Genomic DNA, 15,447 nt, shown 5'->3' on the forward strand with positions numbered 1-15,447 from the left:
ACGGGCCCACAGGGCAAGGACCGGCCCGGTCGGGGGCCGGGTCGGGCAGGGTTCAGGCCGAGGCCGTCAGGGTCGCCGAGCGGCGCGGGATGGCGAAGGCGTCCAGCTCGGCGCGGGTCAGGCCGGTCAGGGTGGTGACCTCCTCGATGCCGACGGCGCCGCAGTCCAGACCGCGGACCAGGTAGCCGGCCAGGGCCTTGGCGGTGGCGGGCTCGTCCATCACGTCGCCCTCGATCCGGGCCACGTAGGCCTTCAGGCGGGCGGCGGCGGCCTCCAGGCCCTCGCGGTAGAAGGTGAAGACGGCCGCGTAGCGGGTGGGCAGGTGGCCGGGGTGCATGTCCCAGCCCTGGTAGTAGGCGCGGGCCAGGGCGCGGCGGGTCAGGCCGTAGTGCAGCCTCCATGCCTCGTGGACCTTCTCGGTGGTGCCGACCGGCAGGACGTTCGTCGAGCCGTCGGAGACCCGTACGCCGGTGCCCGCGGCGGCGACCTGCATGATCGCCTTGGCGTGGTCGGCGGCGGGGTGGTCGCTGGCCTGGTAGGCCGCGGAGACGCCGACGCAGGCGCTGTAGTCGAAGGTGCCGTAGTGCAGGCCGGTGGCGCGGCCCCGGGAGGCCTCGATCATGCGGGCCACGGTGGCGGTGCCGTCGGAGGCCAGGATGGACTGGCTGGTCTCGATCTGGATCTCGAAGCCGATGCGGCCCTGGCGCAGGCCGCGGGCGCTCTCGAACGCCTCCAGCAGCTTGACGAAGGCGGTGACCTGCTCGGCGTAGGTGACCTTGGGCAGGGTGAGGACCAGGTTGTCCGGGAGGCCGCCGTGGGCGAGCAGGCCGGAGAGGAAGACGTCGGTGGTGCGGATGCCGCGGTCCCGGACGTTGGACTCCATGCACTTCATCCGGATGCCCATGTAGGGGGCGTTGGTGCCGTTGGAGTAGGCCTCGGCGACCAGGCGGGCGGCGCGGGCCGCTGCCTGGTCCTCCTCCTCGTCGGAGCGGACCCCGAAGCCGTCCTCGAAGTCGACGCGGAGGTCCTCGATGGGCTCGTCGCGCAGCTTGGCGCGTACGCGGTCGTAGACGGGCCCGGCCAGCTCGTCGGGAATGCCGAGCACCTTGGCGAAGGTGACGGCGTCCGGGGCGTGCTCGTCGAGGGCGGCGAGGGCCTGGTCGCCCCAGGAACGGACGGTGTCCGCGGCGAAGACGTCACCGGGCACGTAGACGGTGTGGACAGGCTGCCGGGTGCCGGGGTCGCCCGGGTAGTGGCGCGCGAGCTCCGCGTCCACCGGCGCGAGGGAGGCGCTGATGCCCTCGCTGACCGCGCCTGCGAGGCTCGTCGCCACCTTCTCCTGCTGACCCATCGTGCACACTCCTCTTTTCCGCTTCACGGAAGCTTAGATCCGCATAGCAGAATTTAGTCATGCGGTTCCGCTCCGTCAATGGTCCCCCGGGCGGCACGGGCAAACGACTCGGGGCCGTGCGGTGACGAACACCACACGGCCCCGAAGAAGCCAAGCTGTGAAGAGAAGCGCAGGTCAGCCCTTGCGCGCCTGGATCTCGTCGGTCAGCTGCGGGACGACCGCGAAGAGGTCGCCGACCACGCCGTAGTCGACGAGGTCGAAGATCGGGGCCTCGGCGTCCTTGTTGATGGCCACGATGGTCTTCGAGGTCTGCATGCCGGCCCGGTGCTGGATGGCGCCGGAGATGCCGGAGGCGATGTAGAGCTGCGGGGAGACCGACTTGCCGGTCTGGCCCACCTGGTTGGTGTGCGGGTACCAGCCGGCGTCGACGGCGGCGCGCGAGGCGCCGACGGCCGCACCGAGGGAGTCCGCGAGGGCCTCGATGATGCCGAAGTTCTCGGCACCGTTGACGCCGCGGCCGCCGGAGACCACGATCGCGGCCTCGGTCAGCTCCGGACGGCCGGTCGACTCGCGCGGGGTGCGCGCGGTGACCTTGGTACCGGTGGCCAGGGCGCCGAAGGTGACGGCGAGCGCCTCGACGGCACCGGCGGCCGGGGCGGCCTCGACCGGGGCCGAGTTCGGCTTGACGGTGATGACCGGGGTGCCCTTGGAGACGCGGGACTTGGTGGTGAACGACGCGGCGAAGGCGGACTGCGTCGCGACCGGACCCTCGTCACCCGCCTCCAGGTCGACGGCGTCGGTGATGATGCCGGAGCCGATGCGCACGGCGAGGCGCGCGGCGATCTCCTTGCCCTCGGCGGAGGACGGGACCAGCACGGCGGCGAGGGAGCCTGCGGCGGACACCGACTCGTACGCGGCCTGCAGCGCGTCCACCTTCGGTACGACGAGGTAGTCGGCGAACTCGGGGGCGTCGGCGGTGAGGACCTTGACCGCGCCGTGCTCGGCGAGCACCGCGGCGGTGGCGTCGGCACCGGCGCCCAGGGCGACGGCGACGGGCTCGCCGATGCGGCGGGCCAGCGTCAGCAGCTCGAGGGTGGGCTTGCGGACGGCACCGTCCACGTGGTCGACGTAGACGAGAACTTCAGCCATGGGACTGCTCTCCTGCTATTGCGAAGTGTCTGGGGGCTTTGAGGGGGATGACCGAAGCTCTTAGATGAACTTCTGGCCGGCCAGGAACTCGGCCAGCTGCTTGCCGCCCTCGCCCTCGTCCTTGACGATCGTGCCGGCGGTGCGCGCCGGGCGCTGCGCCGCGGAGTCCACCGCGGTCCAGGAGCCCTCGAGGCCGACCTCGTCGGACTCGATCTCCAGGTCCTCGAGGTCCCAGGACTCGACCGGCTTCTTCTTGGCGGCCATGATGCCCTTGAAGGACGGGTAGCGGGCCTCGCCCGACTGGTCCGTCACCGAGACGAGCGCCGGGAGGGAGGCCTCCAGCTGCTCGCTCGCGGTGTCGCCGTCACGGCGGCCGGTCACGGTGCCGTCCTCGACCTTGACCTCGGAAAGCAGGGTGACCTGCGGGACGCCCAGGCGCTCGGCCAGGATCGCCGGGAGGACGCCCATGGTGCCGTCGGTGGACGCCATGCCCGTGATGACCAGGTCGTAGCCGACCTTCTCGATGGCCTTGGCGAGCACCAGCGAGGTGCCCATGACGTCCGTGCCGTGCAGGTCGTCGTCCTCGACGTGGACGGCCTTGTCGGCACCCATCGACAGCGCCTTGCGCAGCGCGTCCTTGGCGTCCTCGGGACCGACCGTCAGGACGGTGATCTCGGCGTCGTCGGCCTCGTCGGCGATCTGCAGCGCCTGCTCGACGGCGTACTCGTCGAGCTCCGACAGCAGGCCGTCGACGTCGTCACGGTTGACGGTCAGGTCCTCGGTGAACTGCCGGTCGCCAGTGGCGTCGGGCACGTACTTCACACAGACAACGATCCTCAGGCTCACGCCGGCTCTCCTACCGCATCGTCTTTTCGTGTACCGCCTTATGCAGGCAGCATAGGCGCCTTGTCGGGCGGATCCCGATCGGGGCGGCCCGCGCCCCGAAGGGAATGTTACTCGTCAGTACACAGTGGGTCCCGCCACACCGCAAGGTCGGCGAGCTGTGATCTGCCCAACGCCGCCCAAGCCGTCCCAGCAGGGACGATTCAGTCACGCAGGGCGTTGAAGCGACCCTGGTGGTAGAGCAGCGGACGGCCCTCGCCCGTCGGATCACCCACGACGGCCTCGGCGATGATCACACGGTGCTCGCCGGCGGGCACCCGGGCCACCACCCGGCACACCAGCCACGCCAGCACGCCGTCCAGCACCGGCACCCCGTGCGGACCGACGGCCCAGCCCGTGCCGGACCCGAAACGGTCGGCTCCGCTGCGGGCGAACAGCCCGGCCAGCTCCCGCTGGTGCTCGCCCAGTATGTGGACGCCGAGGTGCTCGCTGTCGCGCACCGCGGGCCAGCTGGAGGCGCCGGTGGCGATGGTGAAGGACAGCAGGGGCGGGTCCGCCGAGACGGAGTTCAGCGAGGTCGCGGTGAACCCCACGGGCCGGCCGCCGTCCTGGGCGGTGATCACGGCCACTCCGGCGGCGTGCTGCCGGAAGACGGAGCGCAGGAGGTCGGGCGAGCCGGGACGGCCGGGGCCGGACGGGGACGGGGCGGCCGTCGGGATCGCCGGGACGGTCGGAGCACTCATCAGGGGTTCTGCCTTCTGCCGCAGGACGCGCGGGCACGGTTCGGGATCAGGGCGCGGAGCGTTCAGTGATCCGGACAGCGCGCGCTCGCGTGGCGGGCCGGGTCCCGGTGGACGCGCCCGTGGAGCAGGAGTTCATACCGCATACGGCAAGCCTGGCGATCTCCCTCGGACGCCGTCAAGCGGGATCGGGCAGATGTCAGGCGCGTCACGCGCTGTGCGGGCGCGTGCACCGGCGCGACCGGCCGCCCGGCGGTGCGGCGGCCCGCGACGTGCGGCACCGCGCCTTCCGCCCCGGTCATACGGCGGCGCCCAGGGCCGCGATCACGTCGGCCTTGCGGGGCATGCCGGCCGCGCGGCGGACGACCGCACCGCCGGCGTCCAGGACGAGCACGGTCGGGGTCTTCTCGATCCCGAGGGCGCGCACCAGGTCGAGCCGGTCCTCGGCGTCGATCTCGATGTGCGCGACGCCGTCCACCATCCCGGCGACCTCCGAGAGGATCCGCCGCGTGGCCCGGCAGGGCTGACAGAACGCGCTGGAGAACTGCACCAGGCTGGCCCGCTCCCCCGGCTCCGCGCCCAGCTCCGCGGCGCCCAGCCGTGCCGGTCCGCCCGTTTCCCCGCGCATCCGCGCTCCTGTCGTCCGTCGTTCGTCGTCCGTCGTCGGGTTCGCGTTCCCGTGCGCGCGCCCGCTTCGCGTTCCGTACATGCGCCCGCCCGCGCGTTCGCACGCCCGGGTGTTCACGTGCCCGCATGATCGTCGTACGCTCGTACCGGATGGCAGCGCCCGCGGGACCCCCGACATTCCCGGCGTGACGAGAATCTCCCCTGCCACGGACGTCTGGACTGGCCAGCGGGCTCGGTTTGGGGCACCATCCCCATGGTCGCGTACCTACGCTTCCGTAACTTCCGGCCGGGAGCACCTCCCCAGGCAGAAAGCGGGTCTCCCCATGGCTGAGCTCGTCTACCCTCCCGTGATCGCCGCCGCGCACGGGCTGTTCCGCGCGCTGGACATCCGGATCGACATGAAGGGCACCGAGAACATCCCCCGCAAGGGCGGTGCCGTGCTGGTGTCGAACCACATCGGATACCTCGACTTCATCTTCGCCGGGCTGACGGCCCGCCCCCAGAAGCGTCTGGTGCGCTTCATGGCCAAGGAGTCGGTGTTCCGGCACAAGGTGTCGGGGCCGCTCATGCGCGCGATGAAGCACATCCCGGTCGACCGCAAGCAGGGCGAGACGGCCTACCAGCACGCCCTGGAGTCGCTGCGGGCCGGTGAGATCATCGGCGTCTTCCCGGAGGCGACGATCTCCCAGTCCTTCACCCTCAAGAGCTTCAAGTCGGGTGCGGCGCGCATGGCGCAGGAGGCCGGGGTCCCGCTGATCCCCGTGGCGCTCTGGGGCACCCAGCGGCTGTGGACCAAGGGCCGGCCGAAGGACCTCAAGCGCAGCCACATCCCGGTGACCATGCGCGTGGGCGAGCCGATCGAGGCCCCCACCGACCAGTACGCCGGCGCCATCACCCGGCGTCTGCGCGAGCGCGTCCAGGAGCTCCTGGACAGCGCCCAGCGCGCCTACCCGGAGAAGCCGAAGGGCACCGAGGACTCCTGGTGGCTGCCGGCCCACCTGGGCGGCACGGCGCCGACCGCGGCCCAGGTCCGCGAAGCGGGCTGAGCCCCTCCGTCGCACGGCAGCGGCCTCCGGGACCCCGAGCGGGCCCGGAGGCCGCTGTCGTGCGCGCTCGCGGCGTTCAGAGGGAGGCGGGCAGCCTGCGCCAGAGCTCCGTACGGTCGGCGGACGTGCGCAGGGCGTCCAGGACGGCCGGGTGCGGGGCGGCGTGGACCCCGGGGTAGTCGACCTCGCCGAGCTCCGGGCGCACGGGGAAGGCGAGCCGCTCCTCGTCCAGGCCGAAGCGGGCGTCGATGCCGCCGACGTTGCCGCGCGGGTCGAGCCGGCTCCAGCGGTCCGCCCCGGGCAGGCGCAGGGCCACGAGCCCGTGGACGAGGGGATGCGAGCCGTCGTCGTCCGTGAGGCGCTGGTAGCACAGGCCGGCCGGGATGCCCTGGGCGCGCAGGAGGGCGACGAGGGCGTGGGACTTGGCGTGGCAGATGCCGTTGCGGGTCGCGAGCACCTCGGAGGCGCGCCAGGACACCCGCGGGTCCCCGGAGTCGGCGGAGTGCGGGATGGTGTCGCGGACGAACACGAAGGCGCGTTCCGCGTATGAGTATGCATCGCCACTGGCGGCCCACAGGGTCTCGGAGGTGTCCAGGACCTGTGGCTGCCAGTGGTCGATCGCCTCACTCGAGGCCAGGTAGGCGTAATCGTCTGGGGATTGCTGATCCGGCTGCATGGCGCGGAGCATAGGCATGCCACCCACCGAGAATCCATAGAATTACGGTGAGCGGCATACCTATGCAGCCCGTGGAGCGGGATCGCCTACCGGGCGAGCTCCTCCTTGAGCGCCTGGAGGAAGCCGTCGACGTCCTCCTCCGTGGTGTCGTAGCCGCACATCCAGCGGACGTCGCCCGCGGGCTCGTCCCAGAAGTAGAAGCGGTAACGCTTCTGCAGGCGCCGCGAGACCTCCTGCGGCAGCCGCGCGAACACCGCGTTCGCCTGCACCGGGTAGAGGATCTCCACGCCGTCCGTCTCGCGCACGCCCGCCGCGAGGCGCTGGGCCATCTCGTTGGCGTGCCGGGCGTTGCGCAGCCACAGGTCCTTGGCGAGCAGGGCTTCCAGTTGTACGGACACGAACCGCATCTTGGAGGCGAGCTGCATCGACATCTTGCGGATGTGCTTCATCTGGCGGACCGCGTCCGGGTTCAGCACGACGACGGCCTCGCCGAACATCATCCCGTTCTTGGTGCCGCCGTACGAGAGCACGTCCACGCCGACCGTGTTGGTGAAGGCGCGCATCGGCACGTCGAGCGAGGCCGCGGCGTTGGCTATCCGCGCCCCGTCGAGGTGGACCTTCATGCCGAGCCCGTGGGCGTGCTCGCAGATCGCCCGGATCTCGTCTGGGGTGTAGACCGTGCCCAGTTCGGTGTTCTGGGTGATCGACACGACCTGCGGCATCGCCCGGTGCTCGTCCTCGAAGCCCCAGGCCTCCTGGTCGATCAGCTCGGGGGTGAGCTTGCCGTCCGGCGTTGCGACGGTGAGCAGCTTGAGACCGGCCATCCGCTCGGGGGCGCCGCCCTCGTCCACGTTGATGTGGGCGGTCCTGGCACAGATCACCGCACCCCAGCGGTCGGTCATCGCCTGGAGGGCGGTGACGTTCGCGCCGGTGCCGTTGAAGACCGGGAAGGCCTCCGCGTACGGTCCGAAGTGGCTGCGGATGATCTTCTGCAGGTGTTCGGTGTACTCGTCCTCGCCGTACGCGACCTGGTGGCCGCCGTTGGCGAGCGCGACGGCGGCCAGGATCTCCGGGTGCACCCCCGCGTAGTTGTCGCTGGCGAAACCACGCACCGCGGGGTCGTGGTGGCGCCGGGCGTCGGTCTTCCCGGCATCGGTTCTCACGGTTGCGGAGTGAGCCACAGACGCTGTCCGTTCACATCGGTGGCGGGCCGCTCCCAGACGCCGGCGATGGCCTCGGCCAGCTCCTTCACGTCGGTGAAGCCCGCGAACTTCGCATTGGGACGCTCGGCGCGCATCGCGTCGTGCACCAGTGCCTTGATGACCAGGATCGCAGCTGCCGCGGCGGGGCCCTCGTCACCCCCCGCCTTGCGGAAGGAGTCGGCCATGGCGAGGGTCCAGGCCTCGGCCGCCGCCTTGCCCGCGTTGTAGGCGGCGTTGTTGGCGACCGGCTTGTGGGCGCCGGACTGGCTCACGAGCACGAAGCGCCCGCGGTCGCTGCGCAGCAGCACGTCGTGGAAGGCGAGCGAGGTGTGCTGGACGGTGCGGACGAGGAGCTTCTCGAGGAAGGTCCAGTCCGCGAGGTCCACGTCCGTGAAGGTCTTGGAGCCGCGCCAGCCGCCCACGAGGTGGACCAGGCCGTCGACCCGACCGAACTCCTTCTCGATCTGCCCGGCCCAGTCCTTGGTGGCTTCCAGGTCGAGCAGGTCCACGGTGTCACCGGTGATGGTGGAACCTCCGTGGGCGTAGCGCGCGGCGTCCACGGCCTCGGCGAGGCGGGCCGGGTCGGCGTCGGACGCGACGACCACGGCGCCGGCCTCGGCGAGGCGCATCAGCGTGCCACGGCCGGCGGGGCCGCCGGCCCCGGCCACCGCCACCACCGCACCGTTGAGGTTTCCGTTGCCGTTCCCGGAGCCGTTCATCCGTGCAGCCTCCTGAGTGCGGTCGCTCACGCGGCGGCCCGCTCGGTGCTCTCGGCGTTGAGAGCGGTGATGCCCTTGGTGGAGGCGATCACGCCCTTGAGCTTCTTGGCGAGGGCCTCATAGAACATGCTGAGCGGAAACTCGTCGGGAAGCACGTCGTCCACCAGCTTGCGGGGCGGCTGGGTCATGTCGAGGGCGTCGGGGCCCTTCGCCCACTTCGATCCCGGGTGCGGGGCGAGGTAGGTGGAGACGAGCTCGTAGGCCTTGAACCAGTGGACGAGCTTCGGGCGGTCGATGCCCGCGCGGTAGAGGTCCTCGATGTCGGCGCAGAGCTGGTTGGTGACCTGCGGGGCGCGCATCCAGTCGATCTTCAGCTTGTTGTCCGTCCAGCGCACGACGTCGTGCTTGTGGAGGTAGGCGAAGAGCAGCTGGCCGCCGAGGCCGTCGTAGTTGCGGTTGCGGTCGCCGGAGACCGGGAAGCGGAACATCCGGTCGAAGAGGACGGCGTACTGCACGTCACGGCCGTGCTCGTTGCCCTCGGACTCCAGCTTCACGGCCTCCTTGAAGGCGGTGAGGTCGCAGCGCAGCTCCTCCAGGCCGTACATCCAGAACGGCTGACGCTGCTTGATCATGAAGGGGTCGAACGGCAGGTCGCCGTGGCTGTGGGTGCGGTCGTGGACCATGTCCCACAGGACGAAGGCCTTCTCGCAGCGCTCCTGGTCCTCGACCATGCGGGCGATGTCCTCGGGCAGCTCGATGCCGAGGATGTCGACGGCCGCCGCGGTGACCTTGCGGTAGCGGGCCGCCTCGCGGTCGCAGAAGATGCCGCCCCAGGTGAAGCGCTCGGGGGCCTCGCGGACGGCGATGGTCTCCGGGAAGAGCACGGCGGAGTTGGTGTCGTAGCCCGGGGTGAAGTCCTCGAAGGTGATGCCGAGGAAGAGCGGGTTGTCGTAGCGCGTGCGCTCCAGCTCGGCGAGCCACTCGGGCCACACCATCTTCAGCGCGACGGCCTCCAGGTTGCGGTCCGGGTTGCCGTTCTGCGTGTACATGGGGAACACGACCAGGTGCTGGAGGCCGTCGGCGCGCTCGGCGGCCGGCTGGAAGGCCATCAGCGAGTCCAGGAAGTCCGGGACCCCGAAGTCCTCGGCGGCCCACTTGCGCAGGTCGGCGACGAGGGCCTTGTGGTACTCCTCGGCGTGCGGGAGCAGCGGGGACAGCGTCTCCACCGCGGTGATCACGCGCTCGACGGCGGCGTTCACGGTGGCGCGGGCGTGCTCGCCCTCGGCCTCGAAGTCGATGGAGCCGTCCGCCGACTGCCAGGGGCGGATCTCCTCCACGGCGGCCTTGAGCTCGGGCCACGCGGGGTGGTCGACCACCCGCGCCCCAGCGGTTATCACGGCCCCGCCGGTGCCCGGCACAAGAGTTTCCGTCATGTCACTTCCTCCACAGGAGAACCTCACGTCAGCACAGCGTATGTGTGCGAGGCTCTCCTACTCAAGAGGGATCTCCGGAAATTATCCTGTGGTACCCCCCACTCCACCGGAAGTCTTCCGGTTCTTCAGGGTGGAACTGATAGCTCCGCCCAGTCGCAGCAAGGCCTCATGTGCCTGGGGCAAGGCTGCGGAGAAGCCGAGGAATCCATGGAACATGCCGGGATGGGTGTCCAGAAACGAAGGTATGCCGCGCCGTTCCAGCCTGCGGTGGTACGCGACGCCCTCGTCGCGGAGCGGATCGCACCCGGCGACCACCACGTGGGCGGGCGGCAGTCCGGCGGGGTCGGCGCGCAGTGGTGAGGCCAGCGGGTGCCGGCCGTCTCCGCCGGGGCCGAGGTACTGCCCGCGGAACCACCGCATGTGGGTCGCGGTGAGGAATCCGCCCTCGGCGCAGGTCCGGTACGAGCGCCGCTCCCGGCCGAGGTCCAGCACGGGGCAGACCAGCACCTGGAGGGCGACGGGAGGGCCGCCCCGTTCCCGCGCGAGCAGCAGGGAGGCCGCGGCGAGGTTGCCTCCGGCGCTGTCCCCGGCGACGACGAGGGCGCGGGCGTCCCCGCCGAGCGCGCCGGCGCGCTCGCCCGCCCAGCGGAGCACGGCGTGGGCGTCCTCCGCGGCCGCGGGGAACGGGTGCTCCGGGGCCCGCCGGTAGTCGACGGACACGACGGCCGCGCCGGAGGCCCGCGCGAGGTTGCGGGCCGTCGTGTCGTGGGTGTCCAGGTCGCACAGCACCCAGCCCCCGCCGTGGCAGAACACCACGGTGGGCCGGGGCCCCGGCCACCGCCGGGGATCGGGCAGGTAGATCCGCACGGGAACGGGCGGCGCGCCGGGCGGCCCGGGCACCGTACGGTCCACGACCGCGCCGACGGGCGGCGCGGGAGCGGGCGGGCGGGGCGCCGCGGCCAGGATCCGCCGGGCCTCGCGGGCGTCGGTGACGCTCCGGCCGAGGTCGGGGAAGGACGCGGCGAGGGCGTCGGCCCAGGGGCGGGCCGCCGGGTCGAGCCGCTCCCGGCAGGAGCGGCCGGGGGCCGGACCAGCGGCGGGGCGGGACATCACAGGCCCCGGAGGCGGAAGTGCGGGATGACCGTCTCGCCCCACTGCCGCAGGGTCTCCATGCACGCCTCCTGCTCCACCGTGCCCATCTGGACCAGGCACATGATCTCGTCGGCGCCGGCCTGCCGGAGCCGCTCCACGTGGGCGATGGCGTCCTCCGCGGTCCCGTAGGCGTGCTCGGCGTTGAAGGTGGCCGTGGAGGACGGCCGGACCGGGATGTCCTGCTCGTGGAGCCGCGCGACGACCTGCTCCGCGGCCCTGCGCATCTCCTTGTCCTCGTCGGCTCCGGCGACCACGGCCTCGTCGGGAACCCCCGCCCCGCCGTACCAGTGGCCGATGGACTGGGCGAAGAAGCGCTGGCCGCGGACGCCGATGCGGCGTGCCTGAGCGCCGTCGTCGAGGACGATGGTGGGACACAGCACCGAGAAGTGGTCGTTGACCGCGGTGGAGACGAGGCGACTGCCGTCCCGCCCGGCGATCGCGGCGTCGTAGACGGAGCGCATCCGCGCGATCGACTCGGGTCCGGCGAAGCCCATCACCAGCGCCCCGACGCCCAGCTCGGCGGCTTGGACGAGGGTCTCCTCCCGGCTGCAGGCCAGGAACAGCGGCGGGTGCGGGGTCTGGCGGGGCCTCGGCAGGACGGGGTGCGGGCCGATGTCCAGCAGCTCCCCGTGGTACTCCAGCTCCTCGTCCTGCCAGGCCCGGCCGATGATCCGCAGGGCCTCCTCGACCTCCGCCGTGGTGCGTTCGCGGTCCACGCCGAACAGCGAGGTCTCCTGCTCGGTGCCGCCCCGCCCGGCCCCGAGGTCCAGCCGCCCGCCGGAGAGCAGGTCGAGCATGGCGGCCCGCTCGGCCACCCGGACGGGGTGGTTGAAGCGGAAGGGCATGCACACCACGCCGTGGCCGATGCGTATGGTGTTCGTCCTGGCCGCGACCCACGTGAGGAAGACCTCCGGGGCTGCCAGGTGGCTGTACCACGTGAGCGCGTGGTGCTCCACGGCCCAGATCCGGTCGAATCCCATGCGCTCGGCGAACACGGCCTGTTCGACGCAGTCGCGGATGACCTGGTGCTCCCGTTCCACCGTCGGGTCGGCGAGCTGTGCTTCGAAGATCACGGAGAATTTCACTGCGCCTCCAGGGTCGCGTCGCATGCCCGATGCTCTTTCGATTCGACATATGACTAGTAGTCATATGTCGAAGAAGCAAGAGCAGTTGCGCCCTCGATTCGGCCACCCGGCCGACCCGGACCGCTCCCGTGCCCCGCTCGCGCCCCGCTCCCGACACGGAGCGTCAAGCCCTGGGGGACGCGCCCACGCCCGGGTGACGCGGCACGGGCGGAAGTGCTGCCGCGCGGCCGCACACCCCTGGCGGGAAGCGGCCGGTGGGGCTCTCACGGGGCCGTGCACGCCCGGTCCCTTCGCACCCTCGGCGCACTAGCATGCGACCTCTATCGCGCGGCCGGTCGGGACACCGCCACCGCGCGGGGAGCCGCCGTCGACGGAAGCGAGAGAACCTTGACTTTCCTCACCATCGGTCACCGCGGGGTCATGGGTGTCGAACCGGAGAACACCCTGCGGTCGTACCTCCGAGCGGAACGTTCCGGCATGGACGTCATCGCCCTGGACCTCCGGCTGAGCAAGGACGGCGCGCTCGTCGCCGTGCACGATCCCGACGTGGACCGGACCACCGACGGCTCCGGGGCCGTCGCCGACCTGACCCTGGCCGAACTGCGCGGGCTCGACGCCGGTCAGGGCGAGCGGGTGCCGGTCCTGGACGAGGTGCTGGACGCGGTGCGGTGTCCGCTGCTCGTGTCCCTCGTGGACCAGCCCTCGGTCGCCGCGCTCGCCGATCTGGTGCGGCGGCGCGACCTGGCCTCGCGGGTGGAGGTGGCCTCCGCCCACGAGGTGGTGCTCGCCGAGACGGCCCGGCTGGTGCCGGGCGTGCGGACCACCCTGCTCACCGAGCCGCGCGCGGGCGACACCGAGGGGGTCGTGCACCGGGCGCTGGCGGTGGGTGCGGCCACGGTCGCCGTGGACGTCCGCCTCGTCACCCTGGCGACGGTGGAGGCGGCGCACGCCGCCGGCCTGCGGATCACCGGCCTGGCGGTCGACACCCTGGACCTGCTGCGGCTCGCGCGCGCCCTCGGACTGGACGGCGCGGCGACGGCGTTCCCGGAGATCCGCAGCACGGGCCGGTTCACCGCCTGAGCCGCCCGAGCCGCCTGAGCCGCCTCGGCGCCCGAGCCGTCAGAGGGGCTTGACCAGCAGTTCGAAGGCGAGGTCGTCGCGGAGCGGGATGCCGAAGCGCTCGTCGCCGTAGGGGAAGGGGCTCAGCTCACCGGTGCGCCGGTACCCGCGGCGCACGTAGTAGGCGATGAGCTCCTCCCGTACGTTCACCACCGTCATCCGCATCTCCGCGGCGCCCCAGGTCTCCCGGGCCCGACGCTCCGCCTCGGCCAGGATCTCCTTGCCGAGGCCGCCGCCCTGCAGGCCGGGGCGGACGGCGAACATGCCGAAGTACACGTGGTCACCGCGGTGTTCGAGCTGGCAGCAGGCGACCAGCTCGCCCGAGCGCTCCACCACCAGCAGGACCGAGTCCGGGCTGTCGATGACGGCGCGGACCCCGTCCGGGTCGGTGCGCTGGCCGTCCAGGTAGTCGGCCTCGGTGGTCCAGCCGGCCCGGCTCGCGTCGCCGCGGTAGGCGGACTCCACGAGCGTGACCAGTGCGGGCACGTCCGCCTCCACGGCGCCGCGGAAACTCAGGGCTGCGGACTGGGCGGTCGGCATCGGGCGCTCCGTTCAGTGCGGTGGCATATGACATGCCTGGTACGGCAGGGAGAGCCTATCCCGCGGCCGCGTGAGCGCCGCGCGAGAGGGGAAACCTTTCCCGGTGACGCCGACGAACCGGGAGGTTCCGCCGTGCACGGTTCCGCCACGTCCCTGTCCGCCTCCCTGTCCTCCTGGCTGCTGGTCCTCCTGTGCGCGGTGAGCGGCGCGTACTGCCTGCGGCGGGTGCGCCGAGCGGGCAGTGGGGCCGCCGCGGGCGAGGCGGTGATGGCCTTCGGCATGGCGCTGATGGCCGTCCCCCTGGCTCTGGGCGGGGGGTGGCGCGCGCCGCTGCTGGGTGGGGTCTTCTGCGCGGCGGCGCTGCACGCCCTGTGGATGCTGCGGCACGGCCTGCACCATGCGCACCACCTGGTGGGTTCGCTGACCATGGCCCACCTGGCCCTGGCGCCGGCCGCCGCCGGGCAGGGAGCGGCCCACGCGGCGCACACGGCGGCCGGGCCGGCCGCCGCGTCGGGGCCTCCGCTGCTGACGGGGGCGCTCCTCCTCTACTACGCGGGCTACGTGGTGCTCGGCGGGACGCGGCTGATCGCGGCGGGCGGCCCGGCGGGCGGGGAGGTGGCGCGCGCCCGTCCCGGCGGCGAGGAGCGGGCCGAGTTCGTCCGGGCCTGCCGACTGACCATGGGAATGGGGATGTTGGCGATGCTGCTCACGATGTGACGGCCGGCCCGGACGTGTCCTGCGTCACCAATGCGCCCGGCCCGTACCCGGAGGCAGTCCGGCGCTCATAGGCTGGTGCCCATGATGGTCCCCGCCGCTCTCCTGCTGCTCGGCGCCCTGACCGCGGTGCTCGCGCCCCGCCTGCTCGCCCGGGCACGGTGGCCCGAACGAGAACCTGTCGTGGCCCTCTGGGCGTGGCAGTGCGTGGTCGGCGCGGTCCTGCTGTGCCTGGGGCTGTCGATGCTGCTGAGCGCCGCGGACGCCTGGCTGGCGGTCCGGGACCGGCTCTTCGCCACCGCACCGCACGGAGTGGTGGACGCCTACGCGCTGGGCGCGTCGGGCGGGATCTGGGCGGCGTGCACGGCCCTCGCACTGGCGGGCGGCGGGCTGTGGACCGCGGCGATGCTGACCGGAGAGGTGCTGAGGGCGCGGGCCCGACGGCGCGCCCGGGGCAGCGAGCTGTTGGTGCGCGCCCCGCTGCTGCCCGGGGAGGACCCTTCGGGCGTACGGCTCGTCGTCCTGGAGGGCCCGCGGCCGGACGCCTGGTGGCTGCCGGGCGCGGCTCCCCAGCTCGTGGTCACGACGGCCGCGCTGGGCCGGCTGAAGGGCAGTCAGCTCGATGCCGTGCTCGCCCACGAGCAGGGGCACGCCGCGGCCCGGCACGACTGGCTGCTGCACTCCTCGCGGGCGCTGGCCCGGGCCTTCCCGCAGGTGCCGGTCTTCGCCGCGTTCGAGGCGGAGATGTACCGGCTGGTGGAGCTGGCCGCCGACGACGTGGCCTCACGGCGGTTCGGGCGGCTGACGGTCGCCCTCGCCCTGGTCGGGCTCAACGAGGACCGCGGGGTGTTCACCTCCTCCTCGCCCGAGCACGCGCACGTGCCGCAGCGGGTGCGCAGGCTGCTGTCGGCCGTTCCCCGGCTGTCGCCGGGCCGTCGGCTGCGGCTGACGGCACTGGCCACGCTGGTGCCCGCCGTCCCGCTGCTGGTGGCCTTCGTTCCGGGGCTGAGCGCGCTGCGGTAGCCCCGGCCCGCGCCCGGGTCGCCGTACG

At 72.4% G+C, this 15,447-nt stretch carries 16 protein-coding genes; 4 read left to right on the forward strand and 12 right to left on the reverse strand.

From position 1 onward, the window contains the following. Window positions 1–52: 52 nt before the first annotated feature. From ACPU2J_RS04390 to ACPU2J_RS04410, 5 genes are all read right to left on the reverse strand, one after another. A complete protein-coding gene (locus ACPU2J_RS04390) occupies window positions 53–1,351 on the reverse strand; it encodes a DUF6986 family protein (protein WP_420081652.1) in 1,299 nt (432 codons plus the stop codon). A gap of 174 nt (window positions 1,352–1,525) precedes the next feature. Then, the gene (locus ACPU2J_RS04395; RefSeq protein WP_420081651.1) at window positions 1,526–2,500 is read right to left on the reverse strand and encodes an electron transfer flavoprotein subunit alpha/FixB family protein; all 975 of its coding nucleotides are present in this window, start codon (window positions 2,498–2,500) and stop codon (window positions 1,526–1,528) included. Window positions 2,501–2,560: 60 nt separating this feature from the next. Beyond that, window positions 2,561–3,346: an electron transfer flavoprotein subunit beta/FixA family protein gene (locus ACPU2J_RS04400; protein ID WP_361599635.1), complete on the reverse strand. Its 786-nt coding sequence runs from the start codon at window positions 3,344–3,346 to the stop codon at window positions 2,561–2,563. Between the two features lie 200 nt (window positions 3,347–3,546). Beyond that, window positions 3,547–4,086 carry a flavin reductase family protein gene (locus ACPU2J_RS04405; RefSeq protein ID WP_420081649.1) on the reverse strand — a complete coding sequence of 180 codons (540 nt, stop codon included), beginning with the start codon at window positions 4,084–4,086 and terminating at the stop codon, window positions 3,547–3,549. A gap of 295 nt (window positions 4,087–4,381) precedes the next feature. After that, window positions 4,382–4,711, reverse strand: a complete 330-nt coding sequence (locus tag ACPU2J_RS04410; RefSeq protein ID WP_365495291.1) for a thioredoxin family protein — start codon at window positions 4,709–4,711, stop codon at window positions 4,382–4,384. Between the two features lie 322 nt (window positions 4,712–5,033). Here ACPU2J_RS04410 and ACPU2J_RS04415 point away from each other — a divergent pair, with 322 nt between their 5' ends. Next, window positions 5,034–5,756, forward strand: coding sequence for a lysophospholipid acyltransferase family protein (locus ACPU2J_RS04415; RefSeq protein ID WP_361599626.1), 723 nt, complete (start codon window positions 5,034–5,036; stop codon window positions 5,754–5,756). Window positions 5,757–5,832: 76 nt separating this feature from the next. Here the strand turns inward: ACPU2J_RS04415 and ACPU2J_RS04420 are convergent, their stop codons facing one another. The 6 genes from ACPU2J_RS04420 to ACPU2J_RS04445 form a co-directional block, all read right to left on the reverse strand. After that, window positions 5,833–6,432: a transglutaminase-like domain-containing protein gene (locus ACPU2J_RS04420; RefSeq protein ID WP_420081648.1), complete on the reverse strand. Its 600-nt coding sequence runs from the start codon at window positions 6,430–6,432 to the stop codon at window positions 5,833–5,835. 86 nt (window positions 6,433–6,518) lie between these two features. Further along, window positions 6,519–7,613 (reverse strand): threonine aldolase family protein, encoded by a 1,095-nt coding sequence (locus tag ACPU2J_RS04425; RefSeq protein ID WP_389070148.1) that lies wholly within the window; start codon window positions 7,611–7,613, stop codon window positions 6,519–6,521. Then, window positions 7,592–8,353, reverse strand: coding sequence for an SDR family NAD(P)-dependent oxidoreductase (locus ACPU2J_RS04430; RefSeq protein ID WP_423832800.1), 762 nt, complete (start codon window positions 8,351–8,353; stop codon window positions 7,592–7,594). The genes ACPU2J_RS04425 and ACPU2J_RS04430 overlap by 22 nt, the downstream gene beginning before the upstream one ends. Before the next feature lie 26 nt (window positions 8,354–8,379). Further along, window positions 8,380–9,786 (reverse strand): DUF6421 family protein, encoded by a 1,407-nt coding sequence (locus ACPU2J_RS04435; RefSeq protein ID WP_365073472.1) that lies wholly within the window; start codon window positions 9,784–9,786, stop codon window positions 8,380–8,382. 81 nt (window positions 9,787–9,867) lie between these two features. Further along, window positions 9,868–10,896, reverse strand: a complete 1,029-nt coding sequence (locus tag ACPU2J_RS04440; RefSeq protein ID WP_420081647.1) for an alpha/beta hydrolase — start codon at window positions 10,894–10,896, stop codon at window positions 9,868–9,870. Continuing rightward, a complete protein-coding gene (locus ACPU2J_RS04445) occupies window positions 10,896–12,023 on the reverse strand; it encodes an LLM class flavin-dependent oxidoreductase (RefSeq protein ID WP_420081646.1) in 1,128 nt (375 codons plus the stop codon). The genes ACPU2J_RS04440 and ACPU2J_RS04445 overlap by 1 nt, the downstream gene beginning before the upstream one ends. Window positions 12,024–12,410: 387 nt before the next feature. Between ACPU2J_RS04445 and ACPU2J_RS04450 the strand changes: the two genes are divergently transcribed. Next, window positions 12,411–13,103, forward strand: a complete 693-nt coding sequence (locus ACPU2J_RS04450; protein WP_420081645.1) for a glycerophosphodiester phosphodiesterase — start codon at window positions 12,411–12,413, stop codon at window positions 13,101–13,103. A 39-nt stretch (window positions 13,104–13,142) separates the two neighbouring features. On the opposite strand, the gene ACPU2J_RS04455 is transcribed toward ACPU2J_RS04450, so the two are convergent. Next, window positions 13,143–13,682, reverse strand: a complete 540-nt coding sequence (locus tag ACPU2J_RS04455) for a GNAT family N-acetyltransferase (RefSeq protein WP_420081644.1) — start codon at window positions 13,680–13,682, stop codon at window positions 13,143–13,145. 132 nt (window positions 13,683–13,814) lie between these two features. On the opposite strand from ACPU2J_RS04455, the gene ACPU2J_RS04460 reads away from it, so the two are divergent. Together ACPU2J_RS04460 and ACPU2J_RS04465 are read left to right on the forward strand one after the other, a co-directional pair. After that, window positions 13,815–14,399 carry a DUF5134 domain-containing protein gene (locus tag ACPU2J_RS04460; RefSeq protein WP_423832801.1) on the forward strand — a complete coding sequence of 195 codons (585 nt, stop codon included), beginning with the start codon at window positions 13,815–13,817 and terminating at the stop codon, window positions 14,397–14,399. 81 nt (window positions 14,400–14,480) lie between these two features. Beyond that, window positions 14,481–15,419, forward strand: a complete 939-nt coding sequence (locus ACPU2J_RS04465) for a M56 family metallopeptidase (RefSeq protein WP_361599597.1) — start codon at window positions 14,481–14,483, stop codon at window positions 15,417–15,419. Window positions 15,420–15,447: the final 28 nt, after the last annotated feature.

This window comes from Streptomyces manipurensis (assembly GCF_049570255.1).
Classification (GTDB): domain Bacteria; phylum Actinomycetota; class Actinomycetes; order Streptomycetales; family Streptomycetaceae; genus Streptomyces; species Streptomyces manipurensis.